The sequence below is a fragment of the Brevundimonas sp. GW460-12-10-14-LB2 genome (assembly GCF_001636925.1).
GTDB lineage: Bacteria > Pseudomonadota > Alphaproteobacteria > Caulobacterales > Caulobacteraceae > Brevundimonas > Brevundimonas vesicularis.
Genome location: NZ_CP015511.1, coordinates 2,143,098 through 2,157,487, shown reverse-complemented (window position 1 = coordinate 2,157,487; position 14,390 = coordinate 2,143,098). Strand labels below are relative to the sequence as shown.

The following is a 14,390-nucleotide window of genomic DNA, read 5'->3' as shown; positions in this document are numbered from 1 at the left end:
TCAGCCTTCCTCCGTCCACAGAACTTCAAGGGGAACGCCGGCGGCGATCAGGGCGGCGATGGGCTGAATCTTCGGATCGCCCTGGGCCTGCTCTTCGAAGACACGACGCTTGGCGGCGCCCTTCAGGCCCAGGATCACCCGGCCCGCTGACATCAGATAGGGCAGGTTGATCGACAGCCGTTCGATCGTCGGCGCCATGCCGTCGCGCCCATGCGGCACGCCCAGAACGGTCGGCTTCAGCGTCGGGGTCAGCAGGGTCTTCAGCGTCGGGCTTTCGGGGAACATGGAGCAGATATGGCCATCCTCGCCCATGCCCAGCAGCACCGCATCGAACCGCCCGCCCACATCGGCCAAGGCCTTGGCCGCCACGATGGCCGCGCGGTCCACGGTGACCTCGGGCGTATAGAGCGGGATGAAGCGGGCCGTCGCCGCCTTGTCCTGAAGCAGCACGTCGCGGATCAGCCGGGCGTTCGATTCCGACGAGGTCTCGGGCACGTACCGCTCATCCACCAGGGTCACGGCGATTTTGGACCAGTCCAGATCGGTCGCGGCGAGACGGCGATAGACGGGTGCGGGCGTCGAACCGCCGGGACCGGCGAACAGGGCCTGCCCATTGTCGCGGAGGGCCGCGCCAAGCGTTTCGGCCAGGCGCGCGGCGATGGCTTCGGCCCAGGTCTCGACGGAGGGGAAGGCTTCGATGGCGGGGGTCTCAGACATCGGTGGTGTTCCAGTCGCGGCCGGTGCGGGCCATCAGCATGTCGGCGCTGTCGGGGCCCCAGGTTCCGGCGACATAGTCGTCGGGCTTCAGGCCGGATTCGGCCCAAGCCTCAGACACCTCGTCCACCCATTTCCACGCCTGCTCGGCCTCGTCGCGGCGCACGAACAGGGTCGAATCGCCGGCCATCGCGTCCAGCAGCAGGCGCTCATAGGCGATGCGGCGACGCGGCGGGGCGGCGGACTTGCCGTCCACACCCCACGACAGGCTCATCTTGATCGGCTGCAACTGCATGCGCTGATCCAGGCCCGGCCGCTTGTTCATCACCGTCAGAGAGATGTCTTCGTCGGGCTGCAGCTCGATGATCATTCGGTTGGCCTGAACCTCGCCGCGGTCGTCGCGGTCGAAGATCGAGTGGGGCACCGGCTTGAACTGGATGACGATCTCGGTGCGCTTCTCGGGCAGGCGCTTGCCGGTCCGCATGAAGAAGGGCACGCCCGCCCAGCGCCAGTTGTCGATGTCGGCGCGCACGGCGACGAAAGTTTCTGTGTCGGACGGCTGGCCGCGCTCCTCGTCATAGCCCTTGGCTGGCTTGCCCTCCGAGACGCCCGCCACATACTGACCCCGCACGGTCACGCGCTCGGCTTCGTCAGGCGTGATCGGGCGCAGGGAGCGCAGCACCTTGACCTTCTCGTTGCGCACCGAGTCCGGGTCCAGGTCGCTGGGCGGCTCCATCGCCACCAGGCACAGCAGCTGCAGCATGTGGTTCTGCAGCATGTCGCGAAGGGCGCCGTATTCGTCATAGTAGGGCCAGCGGTCGCCGACCCCCACCGTCTCACCGATCGTGATCTGCACGTGGTCGATGGACAGGTTGTTCCACAGCGGCTCGAAGATCGTGTTGCCGAACCGCAGCGCGATCAGGTTCTGGACCGTCTCCTTGCCCAGATAGTGGTCGATGCGGAACACCTGGTTCTCGCTGAAGGCGTGGGCCACGGCGTCGTCGATTTCGAGGAAGGACTTCAGGTCGCGCCCGACCGGCTTTTCCAGCACGATGCGGCAGTTCTTTTCGGCAAGGCCCGCCGCCTTCATCGCCGTGACGATGCGGGCATAGAGCGAGGGGGACACGGCCAGGAAGGAGGTGACCTCCCCGTCGCCGACCTTGTCCTTCAGCGGCTTGAGACTTTCGGGCGAGGTGGCGTCGACTGCCAGATAGTCCAGGCGGGCCTTCATCCGCGACCAGCTGGCTTCGTCCCAGACCTTGTCGGCCTCGGCGCGCGCCTTCACCGCCTCGTGCACCTTGGCGATATAGTCGTCGGCGCTCTCTTCCGAACGCGCGGCGCCGATGATCTTCAGCCCTTCAGGCAGAAGGCCGTCGTGTTCGAGGAAGTAGAGCGACGGCAGGAGCATGCGCATCGCCAGATCGCCGCCGCCGCCAAACAGAATGAGAGCCGCCATGTCTTGTCCCTCGATGATCCCATTTGTCGGGACGCACGCCTTTACGGTCTAGCCGCTGTCTTTGGCCGCTTCCGCCCGCGAGGCCAACACGTCCAGCACATCCTGAAACACCATGTTACGGGCATGGAGAAGAACGAGCAGGTGATAGATCAAATCCGCAGCCTCACTGGCGAGTTCCTCATCGGGGCCGGCGACGCCGGCCAGCGCGGTCTCCACACCCTCTTCACCGACCTTCTGGGCGATGCGTTTGGGCCCCTGTGCGATCAGTCGGGCGGTCCAGCTTTCGGACGGATCGGCAGCGGCTCGTTCGGCGATGGTGCGCTCCAGCCGGGCGATCCGACCCAGCCCCGGCGCGTCGGCCTCGCCGAAACAGCTTGTCCGGTTCAGGTGGCAGGCGTTTCCGACCGGCCTGACGCCCAGCACGATGGCGTCGGCGTCGCAGTCGGCCGTGATGGAGACGACGTGAAGCCGGTCGCCCGAGGTTTCGCCCTTCCTCCACCGCCCTCCGCGCGAGCGTGAGAAGAAGGTGGCCTCGCCGGAGGCGATCGTCTCGTCCAGCGCCGCGCGATCCATATAGGCCAGGGTCAGGACCTGCAGCGTGGCGGCGTCCTGAACCACGACGGGGACCAGGCCGTCGCCCTTGGCGAAGTCGATGGTGTTCGGGTCGATCACAGTCTTATCTCCAGGCCTTGGTCGGCCAGGTAGCGTTTCAGGTCGGGAATGGCGATGGCGCCGGTGTGGAACACGCTGGCGGCCAGGGCGCCGGAGACGTCGGCCTGCTCGAACACAGCCTTGAAATGCTCGGGCGCGCCGGCGCCGCCCGAGGCGATCAGGGGAATGGTCAGGCGCGCGCGCGCAGCGGACAGCTGCTCGATGTCATAGCCGCGCCGAACCCCGTCCTGATCGATGCAGTTCAGCACGATCTCGCCTGCGCCCAGGCTCTGCGCCTCGTCCAGCCAGTCCAGGGTGCGTTTGCCGGCATGACGGCGTGCATCCGGGTCGCCGGTATATTTGTGCACCACCCAGTCGCCGTCTTCGAACCGGCTGTCAACGCCGACGACGACGCATTGGCTGCCCAGCCGCGCCGCCATGTCGGCGATCAGTTCGGGCCGTTCCAAGGCCGGGGAGTTGATCGAGACCTTGTCCGCCCCGTGGTCCAGGCAGCGCGCCGCCTGCTCCACGGTGCGAATGCCGCCGGCGACGCAGAAAGGAATGTCCAGCAGTCGGGCGATGTCCTTGATCCAGCCGTAGTCCAGCGTCCGCCCCTCGGGACTGGCGGTGATGTCGTAGAAGACCAGTTCGTCGGCGCCCGCGTCGCGGTAACGGGCGGCCAGCTCGGCCGCGTCGCCCATGTCGGTGTGACCGACGAACTTCACGCCCTTGACCACCCGGCCGTCCTTTACGTCCAGGCAGGGGATGATCCGCCGAGCGGTCATCTGACCGCCCCGCTTGATGCAGGGTGGGCCGTCATGCGCGTTTGGCCGCCGCGATCGCCTCGGGCAGGGTGAAGCAGTTCTCGTAGAGCGCGCGTCCGACGATGGCGCCGTGACAGCCCAGCGCCTTGACCGCAGCGATGTCGTCCAGAGATGAAACGCCGCCCGAGGCCTGCAACACCAGATCCGGCCGACGGCTGCGGATCTCCGCCAGCAGATCCAGGTTCGGCCCGGTCAGGGCGCCGTCGCGACCGACATCGGTGACCAGCAGGTGTTTGGCCGTCCCCTTGGGATACCGATCCAACGCCTCCCAAAGCGTCATGCCCGAGGACTGGGTCCAGCCCTTCAGCGCGGGGACCGGCACGCCGTCCTCGATCTTGACGTCCAGGGCCAGGGTGATGCGCTCGACGCCGAAGGTCTCCAACCAGGTCGCCACCGCCTCGGGTTGGGTCACCGCCAGCGATCCGACCACGACGCGCGACACGCCGGCGTCCAGCAGTTTTTTCACATCGTCGGCGCTGCGCACGCCGCCCCCCGACTGGACCTTGACGTCGATGGCCTGGGTCAGTTCACCGATCAAAGCATGCTGACGCGCCTCGCCCGCCTCGGCTCCGTCCAGATCGACGATGTGAATCCACTCCGCGCCCTCGGCCGCGAAGGTCGTCAGGCGGGCGGCCGGCTGCTGGTCGTAATGCGTCACCTGGGCGAAGTCGCCATGCATCAGGCGCACGCAGACGCCGTCCTTCAGGTCGATGGCGGGATAGATCAGCATGACAAACTCAGGAAGTTCTTGAGGATGGTCGCCCCGGCCTCGGCCGAGCGTTCGGGGTGGAACTGGCAGCCCCAGCGGTTGGCGGATCGCACCACAGCCGGAACGACGCCGCCATAGTCGGCGCGCGCCAGGGTCGCTGGTCCGTCGGGACAGACGAAGCCGTGGACGAAATAGGCGTAGGCGCCGTCGGCGACGCCCTCCAGCAAGGGGTCGTCGCGGTCGCGCGTCAACCGGCTCCAGCCCATGTGCGGCACCGGCAGATCGCTCGCAGGCCTCAGCCGGGTCACCGCCCCGGGAATAAGGCCCAGCAGATCGACGCCGTCACCTTCGTCGCTCGATCCGAACAGCAGTTGCTGACCCAGGCAGACACCCAGCAGGGGGCGCGGGAAGGCGCGGATCGGCGCGATCAGACCCAGGTCCGACAGGCGCTTCATGGCGTATCCGGCCGCGCCTACGCCGGGCAGGATGACCCGTTCAACCTCGGCGATCACCGTCGGATCATCGGTCAGGCGCACGGTCGCGCCCAGCCGCTCCAGCGCGAACTGGACCGAGGCGACATTGCCGGCGCCGTAGGCGATGACGGCGACCTCGGTCACAACACGCCCTTGGTCGACGGCACGGCGTCGCCCTCGACGCGGATGGCCTGGCGCAGGGCGCGGCCGAACGCCTTGTAGACGGCTTCGGTCTTGTGGTGGTCGTCCTGGCCGGTGACCGAGATGTGGACGGCAGCGCCCATAGCCTCGGCCAATGAACGGAAGACGTGCGCCGTCAGGTCGGTGCGGTAGTCGCCGATGAATGGCGTCTCGAACGAGCCCTCGAACAGCGGATAGGGGCGCCCGGAAAGATCGATCGAGACCGTCGCATTCGCCTCGTCCATCGGCAGGACGAAGCCGTAGCGGGCGATGCCCTTGCGCTCCCCCAGCGCCTGTTTCAGCGCCTGGCCCAGGGCGATTGCGCTGTCCTCGATCGTGTGGTGCGGGTCGGTGTGCAGGTCACCCTCGCACTGAAGCCGCAGGGAGAAGCCGCCGTGGGCCGCGATCTGCTCCAGCATGTGGTCGAAGAAGCCGACGCCGGTTTCGATTTTGATGGGGCTTGGGGCGTCCAGATCGACGGCGCAGACGATGCGGGTCTCTTTGGTGTCACGCACGGCCTGGCCGACGCGGGCCGGGCGGCGCTTGGCGGGCGTCAGGCCGAAGGCGGCCAGCAGCCGGTCGTTGACCTCGGGTTTGATGGAGACGGGCAGACGCAGGCGGTCGCCGGACAGGTCGGCCTCGACGCCATAGGCCTTCAGACCGGCCAAGGCGGCGGCGGGGTCTTCCGGCCGGGCCATGATGATGGGGCCGACGCCGGGCTCGACCGGCATCTGGCGGCCCAGTTCGCGGGCGATCCGCTCGCGTTCGCGCCGGACCGAGGCGATGCGCTCGGCGGTCTCGATCATCCGCGACGGGTCCAGCGCCTGCATCGCCAGCCGCACCAGCGGTTCGGGCAGGGCGTAGGGTTCCAGCACCGACGCCAGACGCGCCAGGGTCTGGGCTTGGGCGATCGCCGCGCCGACGCGGGCGCCGGCTAAGCCATAGGCCAGGGACAGGCTGCGCAGCACGATCAGGTTCGGCTGATCGGCGACGACGGTCACGGCCGAGGCGCTGTCGGAGAACTCGATCAGTCCCTCGTCCACCACCAGCAGGGCGGGGGCGACGCGGGCGGCCATCTCGCCGACGGCTTCGGGCGAGCCCAGGGCGCGGATGACGACGATACTTTTCTCTGGGGCCGTTTCGCCCTTGGCCGGATAGATGGCGCCGAGACTGTCATAGGGTTCGGCCTTCGGGGCCTCGACCGATCCCCCGTCGCGAGCGGCGAGGCGCCAGGCCAGTTCCAACCCGTGGGTTAGGCCGCGCACCGGCAGCACCTGTTCGGCAGGTACGCCATAGACGCCGGCCATGCGAGCGGCGAGGGCTGAGGCGTCGTCGGGATAGCGATCCAGACCTTCGCCGCCGGAAACCAGCGGCGGATAAGGGGCAGGCAGGGTCATCCTTCGGCCCTCAGGTCGGCGGCGCGGGCGTGGGCTTCCAGGCCCTCCATCCGGGCCAGACGGGCGGCGATGGGCGCAAGCTGACGGGCGCCGGCCTCGGTCACCAGCTGGACCGACATGGTGGTCATGAAGCTGGCGGTGGTGACGCCGCCCAGGGTGCGGGCGCCGCCGTCGGTCGGCAGGACGTGGCTGGGACCAGCGGCGTAGTCACCCAGCGTCTCGGCGGCGAACCGGCCGACGAACACGGCCCCGGCGGCGTTGATCGAGTCGACCAGCGGCTCGGGATCGTCGATCTGGATCGCCAGGTGTTCGGGACCATAGAGGTTGGCGACTTCTGCGGCCGCGTCGAGGTCGCGCACCAGGATGGCGCGGGCTTCGTTCAGAGAGGCGCGGGCGATGGCTTCGCGGGGCAGGGTTGCGACCTGCACCTCCACCTCGCTCAGGATGTAGTCGATGGTGGCGCGGCTGGTGGAGACCAGCAGAACCTGCGCATCCGCATCATGCTCGGCCTGGCTGAGCAGGTCGGCGGCGGCGATCTCGGGCGCGGCGTCGCGATCGACGATGACCATCAACTCCGACGGGCCGGCCGGCATGTCGACGGCGGGACCGCCTGGCAGGGCGGAGGCCTGCTTCTTGGCCTCGGCCACATAGGCGTTGCCGGGTCCGAACAGCTTGTCACAGGCCGGAATGACCCCGTCTTCCAACTCGACGCCGAAGGTCAGGGCGGCGATGGCCTGGGCACCGCCCATCAGCCAGATGGCGTCCAGCTCCGCCTCTGCGGCGGCCAGGATCATGGCGGGGTGGATGCCGCCCTCCTTGTTCGGCGGCGTGACGGCGACGCGCTGGCCCACGCCCGCGACGCCGGCTGGAATGGCCAGCATCAGCAGCGACGAAAACAGCGGCGCGGTGCCGCCGGGAATATAGAGGCCGGCCGAGGCGATGGGGCGCCAAGCCAGTTTCGAGCGCACGCCAGGCGTCGTCTCGACGAAGGGGGTGTCCTCGGGCCGGGTCGCCTGGTGGAAGACGCGCACATTGTCGGCCGCCATGCGCAGGGCGCGCACGTCGCCGGGCGGCAGGGCGTCGCGCGCCTCGGCCACAGTCTCGGGCGTGATGGCGATGCGACGGGGCGGCGCCTTGTCCAGCTTCAGGCACCAGTCAGTCACGGCCGCGCCGCCGCGCTGGCGCACGTCGTCCAAGATGGTGCGCACGACCTCGGTCACGTCGCCGGCGGTGCGTTGGGCCGGGCGGGCCAGGGCGGCCGTCTTGCCGGCGGCGTCGAGGGAAGACCAGTCGATGCGTTTCATCACATCATCTTCTCGATCGGCAGGACCAGAATGGCCGAGGCGCCGGCGGCCTTCAGCTTTTCAAGCGTTTCCCAGAAGACCGCCTCCTGACAGACGGCGTGGACGGCGACCGCATCGTCGCGACCCATCAGGGGCATGACCGTGGGCGAGCCGGCGCCGGGCAGGATGGCGGTGATCTCGTCCAGGGCCGAGCGCGGGGCGTTCAGCATGACGTATTTGGCGCCTTGAGAGGACACCACGCCCGCCATCCGCTCGATGACGCTGTCCAACAGCTGCTGCAATGCGGGCTCGGGCGCCACGGGCGACTGGATCAGCACGGCCTGGCTTTCCAGAACCGTATCCTTGGCTCCCAGGCCGTTGGCCTCCAGCGTCGCGCCGGTCGAGACCAGGTCGCAGATGGCGGCGGCCAGTTTCAGCCGGGGCGCGACCTCGACGGCGCCGCGCATCACCACGATGTCGGCCTTGACCCCGCGTTCGTCGAGGAAGCGGCGCAGAATTTTGGGATAGGAGGTGGCGATGCGCAGACCGTCCAGCGAGGCCGGACCGTCATAGGCCAGGGTTGGAGGCGTGGCGATCTTGAGCGTGCAGCGACCGAAGCCCAGCGGCATGACGATCGAGGCGTTCGGCCCGCCGTTGCGACCTTCCTCCAGCACGTTCTCGCCGACGATGCCCAGGTCGCAGACGCCGTCCGCCACGAAGGTGGGGATGTCGTCGTCGCGGACGCGCAGCAGGTCGATCGGATAGTTCTCGACCCGGTACAGCAAGTCGTTGTGACCCTTGACCCATTTCAGGCCCGCGTCGCGGATCAGGTCGAGGCTGCGGTCGGCCAAACGGCCGGATTTCTGGACGGCGATGCGAAGCCGGCCCTGCACGGTGCTCATATTCGGATACTCAGTTCTTGTTTTTCAGGCGGTCCAGGGCAAGGCGATAGCCCTGGTGCGGCATGTCTTTCAGATAGCGGGCGACGCGGACGACGGTGGTGGGGCTGGCATGGGCCTCTGCGGCGATCTCGCGATAGGATTTGCCGCCGGCGTCGAGCAGGCGCGCGACCTGCCAGCGCTCGGAGAAGGCGCGCAGTTCCGCAGGCGTGCAAAGATCGGCCAGAAAGGCGTCGATCTCGGCGCGCGTCTTCATCGACAGCAGGGCGTCATGCAGGTCGTCACAGGCGGGCGGGGTCGTCATGCGCGTTCCACTATGCTGTAACGATGGAACGGTCAAGGGGGGAGGAGACAGATCGTGCGTGGCGCACTATCTGCGTCGTCATGACCAAGGTTCTCATCATCGGCGCGGGACACGCTGGCGGCTCCGTCGCGGCGTTCCTGCGGCAGTATGGGCATGAAGGCCCCATCGTGCTGGCGGGCGAGGAGGATGCGCCTCCGTATCAGCGGCCGCCCTTATCCAAGGCCTGGTTGAAGGGAGAGGCGGATCTGGAGGCGCTGCTGCTGCGGCCTCTGAGTTTCTACGCCGAGCAGACCATCGACTTCCGACCCTCGATGGTCGCCGTGGCGGTGGACCCCGCAGCGAAGACGGTCGTCTTTGAGGACGGGTCGTCGGAGACCTACGACATCCTTGTGCTGGCGACCGGTTCGATGGCGCGCAAGCTGCCGGTTCCGGGCGGGGATCATCCCGATCTGCTGGAACTGCGCACCATGAAGGACGCCGAGCGGCTGAAAGCCGTCCTTGGGCCCGGCAAGCGTCTGGCGGTCGTCGGCGGCGGCTATGTGGGGCTGGAGGCGGCGGCGTCGGCGCGGGCCCTGGGAGCCGAGGCGGTGGTGATCGAGCGCGCGCCACGCGTGCTGGCGCGGGTGGCGTCCGAGACCCTGTCGGCCTTCTTTACGGCGCAGCACCGGGCGCACGGCGTCGAAATCCTGACCGACGCTGAGGTGGTCGCCGTGGCCCGCGACGGCGTGAGCCTGGCCGGCGGATCGGTGGTGCGGGCGGATGCGGTGTTGGTGGGCGTCGGCGCCTTGGCGTGCGACGCTCTGGCGCGATCGGCCGGCCTGACCTGCGACGACGGCGTGGTGGTGGATGCCGAGGCGCGCACCAGCGACCCGGCGATCTTCGCCATCGGCGACATGACGCGACGACCGATTCCGGTCCACGGCGGCGTGCATCATCGGCTGGAAAGCGTGCCCAACGCCCTGGAGCAGGCCAAACAGGCGGCCGCCGCCATCGTCGGGCGGGCCGGACCCACGCCCGAAGTGCCGTGGTTCTGGTCGGACCAGTATGACGTCAAGCTTCAGATCGCCGGCCTGCCGTTCGACGCCGACCGACAGGTGGTGCGCGGCGACCCGACGGCGTCGGGCTTTGCTGTCTTCCATCTGAACGGCGACCGGATCGTCTGCGTCGAGGCCGTCAACGCTCCGCCCGAGTTCATGGCCGGCAAACAGTTGATCGCCAAGGCGACGCCTGTGGACGTGGACAAGCTGGCCGATCCGGCGGTGTCGATGAAGGCGGTGGCCGTCGGATAAGGCGTCGCCGCAGTGCAACAAAACTGTTGCGCTTTACGTTCGTGACCGTTCAAGCTGCGACTTCAACGCGGCGGGGGCGGATGACCAGAGCTTTCGACGAAATGAACGGCGGCGGATTGGGTGCGATCCGCGACAGCTACAAGACGCTGGCGGCGTGGCTGGAAAACGCGCCGGCCGATCTGTTGCAGGCGCGCTCGCGCCAGGCGGAGCTGTTCTTCCGCCGCATGGGCGTGACCTTCGCCGTCTATGGCGACGAGGAATCCAACGAGCGGCTGATCCCGTTCGACGTGGTGCCGCGCATCATCGGCGCGGACGAATGGGGCGGTCTGGAAAAGGGGCTGAAGCAGCGGGTCACCGCCATCAACGCCTTCCTCAAAGACATTTATGGGCCGCAGGACTGCATCAAGGCGGGCATTGTCCCGGCCGATCTGATCCTGACCAATCCGCATTATCGGCCGGAGATGCAGGGCCGTCGTCCACCGGGCGACGTCTGGTGTCATATCTCGGGCGTGGATCTGGTGCGCACGGGCGAGGACGGCTTCTACGTACTCGAAGATAACTGCCGCACGCCGTCGGGGGTCTCCTACATGCTGGAGAACCGCGAGATGATGATGCGGCTGTTCCCCGACCTGTTCGCGGAACACGCCGTACGTCCCGTCGAGATCTACACCGACATGCTGCTGCGCTCCTTGCAGGCGTCCGCGCCGGCAGGGGCGGGGGCGGATCCGACCATCGTCGTGCTGACGCCCGGCCCCTTCAACTCGGCCTACTATGAGCACAGTTTCCTGGCCGACAAGCTGGGCGTCGAGCTGGTCCAGGGCACGGACCTGTTCGTCAATGACGACACGGTCTTCATGCGCACGACCGAGGGGCCCAAGCGCGTCGATGTCATCTATCGCCGCATCGATGACGACTTCCTCGATCCCCTGACCTTCATGCCCAACTCCACCATCGGGGTGCCGGGGCTGATGTCCGCCTATTTCGCGGGACGAGTGACATTGGCCAATGCGGTCGGGACGGGCGTGGCCGACGACAAGGCCGTCTATACCTACATGCCCGAGATCATCCGCTTCTTCACGGGTGAGGATGCGATCCTGCAGAACGTGCCGACCTGGCGCTGTCGCGAGCCGGACGCCCTGAAGGAAGTGCTGGATAAGCTGCCGGAACTGGTGGTCAAGGAAGTCGGCGGATCGGGCGGCTACGGCATGCTGGTCGGGCCGACCTCGACCAAGGCCGAGATCGAGGATTTCCGCGCCAAGCTGATCGCCGATCCCGACGACTTCATCGCTCAGCCGACGTTGAGCCTATCGACGGCTCCGACGCTGAACGGCGGGGCCCTGTCGCCCCGCCACGTCGATCTCAGGCCGTTCGTCCTATCCAGCCCGGCCGGCGTGCGCGTCGCGCCCGGCGGCCTGACGCGGGTGGCGCTGAAGGAAGGGTCGCTGGTGGTGAACTCCAGCCAGGGCGGCGGAACCAAGGATACCTGGGTGCTGGACAACTGATGCTTTCACGCACCGCAGACAGCCTCTACTGGACCGGCCGCTATATGGAGCGGGCGGACTTTCTCGCCCGCATTCTGGAGGCGGCGATCCGTCTCGCCGCCCTGCCGGCGAAAGATCAGGCCGCCGTCACGGCCTGGGCCGGGGCCATCGCCTCGTCGGGGGTCAAGGCCGGCTTTGATGCGACCGGACGCACCGTGTCGGAAAAGTCCGTGCGGGAATATCTGGCCTTCGGCTTCGACAATCCGACCTCGATCAAGGCCTGCATCACCAAGGCGCGGACCAATGCGCGCTCGGTGCGCACCGCCCTGACCATCGAACTGTGGGAGGCGATCAACGGCGCCTGGAACGGTCTGAACGAGCTGGGCGAACCGACCAAACGCGACGACTTCACCAACTTCCTCGACTTCGTGAAATCGACGTCCCTGGCGGTTGAGGGCGCCTCGTCGCGGACCATGCTGAGGAATGACGCCTACTGGTTCCTGCGACTGGGCATGGCGATCGAGCGGGCCGACAACACCGCGCGACTGCTGGACGTGAAATATCACCTGCTGCTGCCGCCCGGCGAACGGGTGGGCGGGCAACTGGACTACTTCCAGTGGACGACCCTGCTGCGCGAGGTTTCGGCATTGACCGCCTATCGCTGGGTTTACCGCGAAAGCGTTCGGCCTTGGCTGGTGGCGGACCTGCTGGTGCTGAACCGCCAGATGCCGCGCTCGCTGGCCTCATGTCAGGGCATGATCGTCAGCTATCTGGAGAAGTTGGCGACCGATTACGGAAGACGCGGACCGGCGCAGCGACTGGCCTCCAACCGCCTTAGCCAGTTCAACGAGGCCAAGATCGAGGACATCTTCCAGTCCGGCCTGCACGAATACATCCAGGGCTTCCTAAACGAGAACAACGCCTTGGCCGCGGCCGTCCATGAACAGTATCTGGTCTGACCATGCGGATCCGGATCGATCACTCCACCCGCTACGCCTACGCCCGGCCCGCGCGGTTCATCGTCCAGATGCTGCGCCTGACGCCCAAGTCGTGCGAAAGCCAGCAGGTCCGCGACTGGCGGATCGAAACCGATGTAGACGCCCGGCTGCGGCGCAGCGAGGACGCCTTCGGCAACATCGTTCACAGCCTCTACACCGAGCGGCCGACCGACGCCCTGACCATCCGCGTGACCGGCGAGGTTTCGACCGTCGAGACGGGCGGCGTCGTGAAGGGACAGGCCGAGCGCCTGTCGCCCATCGTCTATCTGCGCGACACCCCGATGACCAAGGCCGACGCCGGTATCGTCGATTTCGCCCGCTCCATTCCTGAGGGCGCGACGCTGGGCCGGATGCATCATTTGATGGGCGCGCTGAAGAATACGGTGGCGTTCGAGGTCGGCTCGACCTCCGCCTCCCACACCGCCGCCGAGGCCTTTGCTCAGAAGCGCGGCGTCTGTCAGGACCATTCGCAGATCTTCATCTCAGCCGCACGCCTGCTGGGCGTGCCGGCCCGCTACGTCTCGGGCCACCTCAGCCGTCAGGACGGACGCCACGATCAGGACGCCGCCCATGCCTGGGCCGAGGCCTGGGTCGAGAATCTGGGCTGGGTCGGGTTCGATCCGGCCAACGGCATCTGTCCCACCGAACACTATGTTCGGGTCGCGGTCGGCCTAGACGCGCGCGGCGCCACCCCGATCCGGGGCACGAGCTATGGCGGCGGCCAAGAGCAACTGACCGTCGCCCTGAATGTGCGGCCGGTGCAACAGAGCCAGCAACAACTGCAATCCAGTGGATGGCCCCGATAGGCATGACGCGCGAATCTGTTAGCGTCTGGGGATTCGCAACGCGGGGAGCGAATAGAGCGAAGTGACCTATTGCGTAGGCATGCTGGTGGACGACGGGTTGGCGATGATCGCCGACACGCGCACCAATGCGGGCGTGGACAACATCTCGTCCTATCGCAAACTTCACATCTACAAGTCGCCGGGCGAGCGGATCCTGGCGGTCGCGACGGCGGGCAATCTGTCGGTCACCCAGACGGCGCTGGCCATGGTCGCAGCCGGGGTCAAACTGCCGGACTCCACCGAGCTTGAAACGCTACAGACCGCCCCGACCCTGTTCCGCGCCGCCCAGCTTCTGGGTCATGCGATGGCCAGCGTGCGCGCCAGCATCAATACGCCGCCGACGCCGACCGCAGACGGGTTGAACGTCACCGCCTCCATGCTGCTGGGCGGTCAAATCGCTGGCGGCAAGATGGGGCTGTATCTGATCTACGGCCAGGGCAACTTCATCGAGTGCGGGCCCGATACGCCCTATCTGCAGATCGGCGAGCTGAAGTACGGCAAACCCATTCTGGACCGCGCCCTGCACAGCTCCACCTCCCTGTCCGAGGCGGTGAAGCTGGGGCTGATTTCGTTCGATTCGACCATCCGCTCGAACATCGCCGTCGGCCCGCCGCTGGACCTGATCGTCATGCCGCGCGACCAGCTGACCGGCACGGCGCGGCGCATCGAGGCGGATGATCCCTATTTCCGTGATCTGGGCCGGCGTTGGTCCGAAGCCCTGGCCGCCGCCCACCGCGCCATGCCTGATCCGACCTGGCTCGATATCGACACGTCGGCGCCTCAGACGAGCATCAGCGCGGTCGGCTAATTAAGATTGCGATTTGTTCGCAATTGTCTTGTGCCTTCCTGTGGAGCTGGTTATTGCGAGCGCATCGCAAAATCAGACC

Annotated in this window: 15 protein-coding genes; 5 read left to right on the top strand and 10 right to left on the bottom strand. The window is 67.3% G+C overall.

Annotated features, from left to right (window positions below; all coding sequences use genetic code 11):
* From pgl to A4249_RS10685, 10 genes are read right to left on the bottom strand one after another with little or no spacing between them, the layout of a single operon-like run.
* A complete protein-coding gene (gene pgl, locus A4249_RS10730; RefSeq protein ID WP_066552544.1) occupies nt 1-717 on the bottom strand; it encodes a 6-phosphogluconolactonase in 717 nt (238 codons plus the stop codon).
* Nucleotides 710-2,170 carry a glucose-6-phosphate dehydrogenase gene (gene zwf / locus A4249_RS10725; RefSeq protein WP_066552542.1) on the bottom strand — a complete coding sequence of 487 codons (1,461 nt, stop codon included), beginning with the start codon at nt 2,168-2,170 and terminating at the stop codon, nt 710-712. Before zwf ends, pgl begins: the two co-directional genes overlap by 8 nt.
* Before the next feature lie 48 nt (nt 2,171-2,218).
* A complete protein-coding gene (gene hisIE / locus A4249_RS10720; protein ID WP_066552540.1) occupies nt 2,219-2,842 on the bottom strand; it encodes a bifunctional phosphoribosyl-AMP cyclohydrolase/phosphoribosyl-ATP diphosphatase HisIE in 624 nt (207 codons plus the stop codon).
* Nucleotides 2,839-3,606 carry an imidazole glycerol phosphate synthase subunit HisF gene (gene hisF, locus A4249_RS10715; RefSeq protein WP_066552538.1) on the bottom strand — a complete coding sequence of 256 codons (768 nt, stop codon included), beginning with the start codon at nt 3,604-3,606 and terminating at the stop codon, nt 2,839-2,841. The genes hisIE and hisF overlap by 4 nt, the downstream gene beginning before the upstream one ends.
* A gap of 31 nt (nt 3,607-3,637) precedes the next feature.
* On the bottom strand, nt 3,638-4,375 hold the full coding sequence (gene hisA, locus A4249_RS10710) for a 1-(5-phosphoribosyl)-5-[(5-phosphoribosylamino)methylideneamino]imidazole-4-carboxamide isomerase (protein ID WP_066552536.1): 738 nt from the start codon (nt 4,373-4,375) through the stop codon (nt 3,638-3,640).
* Nucleotides 4,369-4,971 (bottom strand): imidazole glycerol phosphate synthase subunit HisH, encoded by a 603-nt coding sequence (gene hisH / locus A4249_RS10705; RefSeq protein ID WP_066552534.1) that lies wholly within the window; start codon nt 4,969-4,971, stop codon nt 4,369-4,371. Before hisH ends, hisA begins: the two co-directional genes overlap by 7 nt.
* Nucleotides 4,968-6,404 (bottom strand): imidazoleglycerol-phosphate dehydratase HisB, encoded by a 1,437-nt coding sequence (gene hisB, locus A4249_RS10700; protein ID WP_066552529.1) that lies wholly within the window; start codon nt 6,402-6,404, stop codon nt 4,968-4,970. The genes hisH and hisB overlap by 4 nt, the downstream gene beginning before the upstream one ends.
* Nucleotides 6,401-7,708, bottom strand: a complete 1,308-nt coding sequence (hisD, locus tag A4249_RS10695) for a histidinol dehydrogenase (RefSeq protein ID WP_066552528.1) — start codon at nt 7,706-7,708, stop codon at nt 6,401-6,403. Before hisD ends, hisB begins: the two co-directional genes overlap by 4 nt.
* Nucleotides 7,708-8,589, bottom strand: a complete 882-nt coding sequence (hisG, locus tag A4249_RS10690; protein ID WP_055752833.1) for an ATP phosphoribosyltransferase — start codon at nt 8,587-8,589, stop codon at nt 7,708-7,710. Before hisG ends, hisD begins: the two co-directional genes overlap by 1 nt.
* Before the next feature lie 10 nt (nt 8,590-8,599).
* The gene (locus tag A4249_RS10685; protein ID WP_066552527.1) at nt 8,600-8,890 is read right to left on the bottom strand and encodes a YerC/YecD family TrpR-related protein; all 291 of its coding nucleotides are present in this window, start codon (nt 8,888-8,890) and stop codon (nt 8,600-8,602) included.
* An 80-nt stretch (nt 8,891-8,970) separates the two neighbouring features.
* On the opposite strand from A4249_RS10685, the gene A4249_RS10680 reads away from it, so the two are divergent.
* From A4249_RS10680 to A4249_RS10660, 5 genes are all read left to right on the top strand, one after another.
* Nucleotides 8,971-10,179 (top strand): NAD(P)/FAD-dependent oxidoreductase, encoded by a 1,209-nt coding sequence (locus A4249_RS10680; RefSeq protein ID WP_066552526.1) that lies wholly within the window; start codon nt 8,971-8,973, stop codon nt 10,177-10,179.
* 80 nt (nt 10,180-10,259) lie between these two features.
* Complete coding sequence (locus tag A4249_RS10675; protein ID WP_066552525.1) at nt 10,260-11,681, top strand: circularly permuted type 2 ATP-grasp protein; 1,422 nt, start codon at nt 10,260-10,262, stop codon at nt 11,679-11,681.
* Nucleotides 11,681-12,619: an alpha-E domain-containing protein gene (locus A4249_RS10670; protein ID WP_039244207.1), complete on the top strand. Its 939-nt coding sequence runs from the start codon at nt 11,681-11,683 to the stop codon at nt 12,617-12,619. The genes A4249_RS10675 and A4249_RS10670 overlap by 1 nt, the downstream gene beginning before the upstream one ends.
* A 2-nt stretch (nt 12,620-12,621) precedes the next feature.
* Nucleotides 12,622-13,464: a transglutaminase family protein gene (locus tag A4249_RS10665; RefSeq protein WP_066552523.1), complete on the top strand. Its 843-nt coding sequence runs from the start codon at nt 12,622-12,624 to the stop codon at nt 13,462-13,464.
* Between the two features lie 61 nt (nt 13,465-13,525).
* The gene (locus tag A4249_RS10660; protein WP_066552521.1) at nt 13,526-14,311 is read left to right on the top strand and encodes a peptidase; all 786 of its coding nucleotides are present in this window, start codon (nt 13,526-13,528) and stop codon (nt 14,309-14,311) included.
* Nucleotides 14,312-14,390: the final 79 nt, after the last annotated feature.

Coding starts and splice junctions, on each gene's coding strand:
- zwf (WP_066552542.1), bottom strand. CDS start 2,170: ATGGCGGCTCTCATTCTGTTTGGCGGCGGCGGCGATCTGGCGATGCGC.
- pgl (WP_066552544.1), bottom strand. CDS start 717: ATGTCTGAGACCCCCGCCATCGAAGCCTTCCCCTCCGTCGAGACCTGG.
- hisG (WP_055752833.1), bottom strand. CDS start 8,589: ATGAGCACCGTGCAGGGCCGGCTTCGCATCGCCGTCCAGAAATCCGGC.
- hisF (WP_066552538.1), bottom strand. CDS start 3,606: ATGACCGCTCGGCGGATCATCCCCTGCCTGGACGTAAAGGACGGCCGG.
- A4249_RS10685 (WP_066552527.1), bottom strand. CDS start 8,890: ATGACGACCCCGCCCGCCTGTGACGACCTGCATGACGCCCTGCTGTCG.
- hisA (WP_066552536.1), bottom strand. CDS start 4,375: ATGCTGATCTATCCCGCCATCGACCTGAAGGACGGCGTCTGCGTGCGC.
- A4249_RS10670 (WP_039244207.1), top strand. CDS start 11,681: ATGCTTTCACGCACCGCAGACAGCCTCTACTGGACCGGCCGCTATATG.
- A4249_RS10665 (WP_066552523.1), top strand. CDS start 12,622: ATGCGGATCCGGATCGATCACTCCACCCGCTACGCCTACGCCCGGCCC.
- hisB (WP_066552529.1), bottom strand. CDS start 6,404: ATGACCCTGCCTGCCCCTTATCCGCCGCTGGTTTCCGGCGGCGAAGGT.
- A4249_RS10680 (WP_066552526.1), top strand. CDS start 8,971: ATGACCAAGGTTCTCATCATCGGCGCGGGACACGCTGGCGGCTCCGTC.
- hisD (WP_066552528.1), bottom strand. CDS start 7,708: ATGAAACGCATCGACTGGTCTTCCCTCGACGCCGCCGGCAAGACGGCC.
- A4249_RS10675 (WP_066552525.1), top strand. CDS start 10,260: ATGACCAGAGCTTTCGACGAAATGAACGGCGGCGGATTGGGTGCGATC.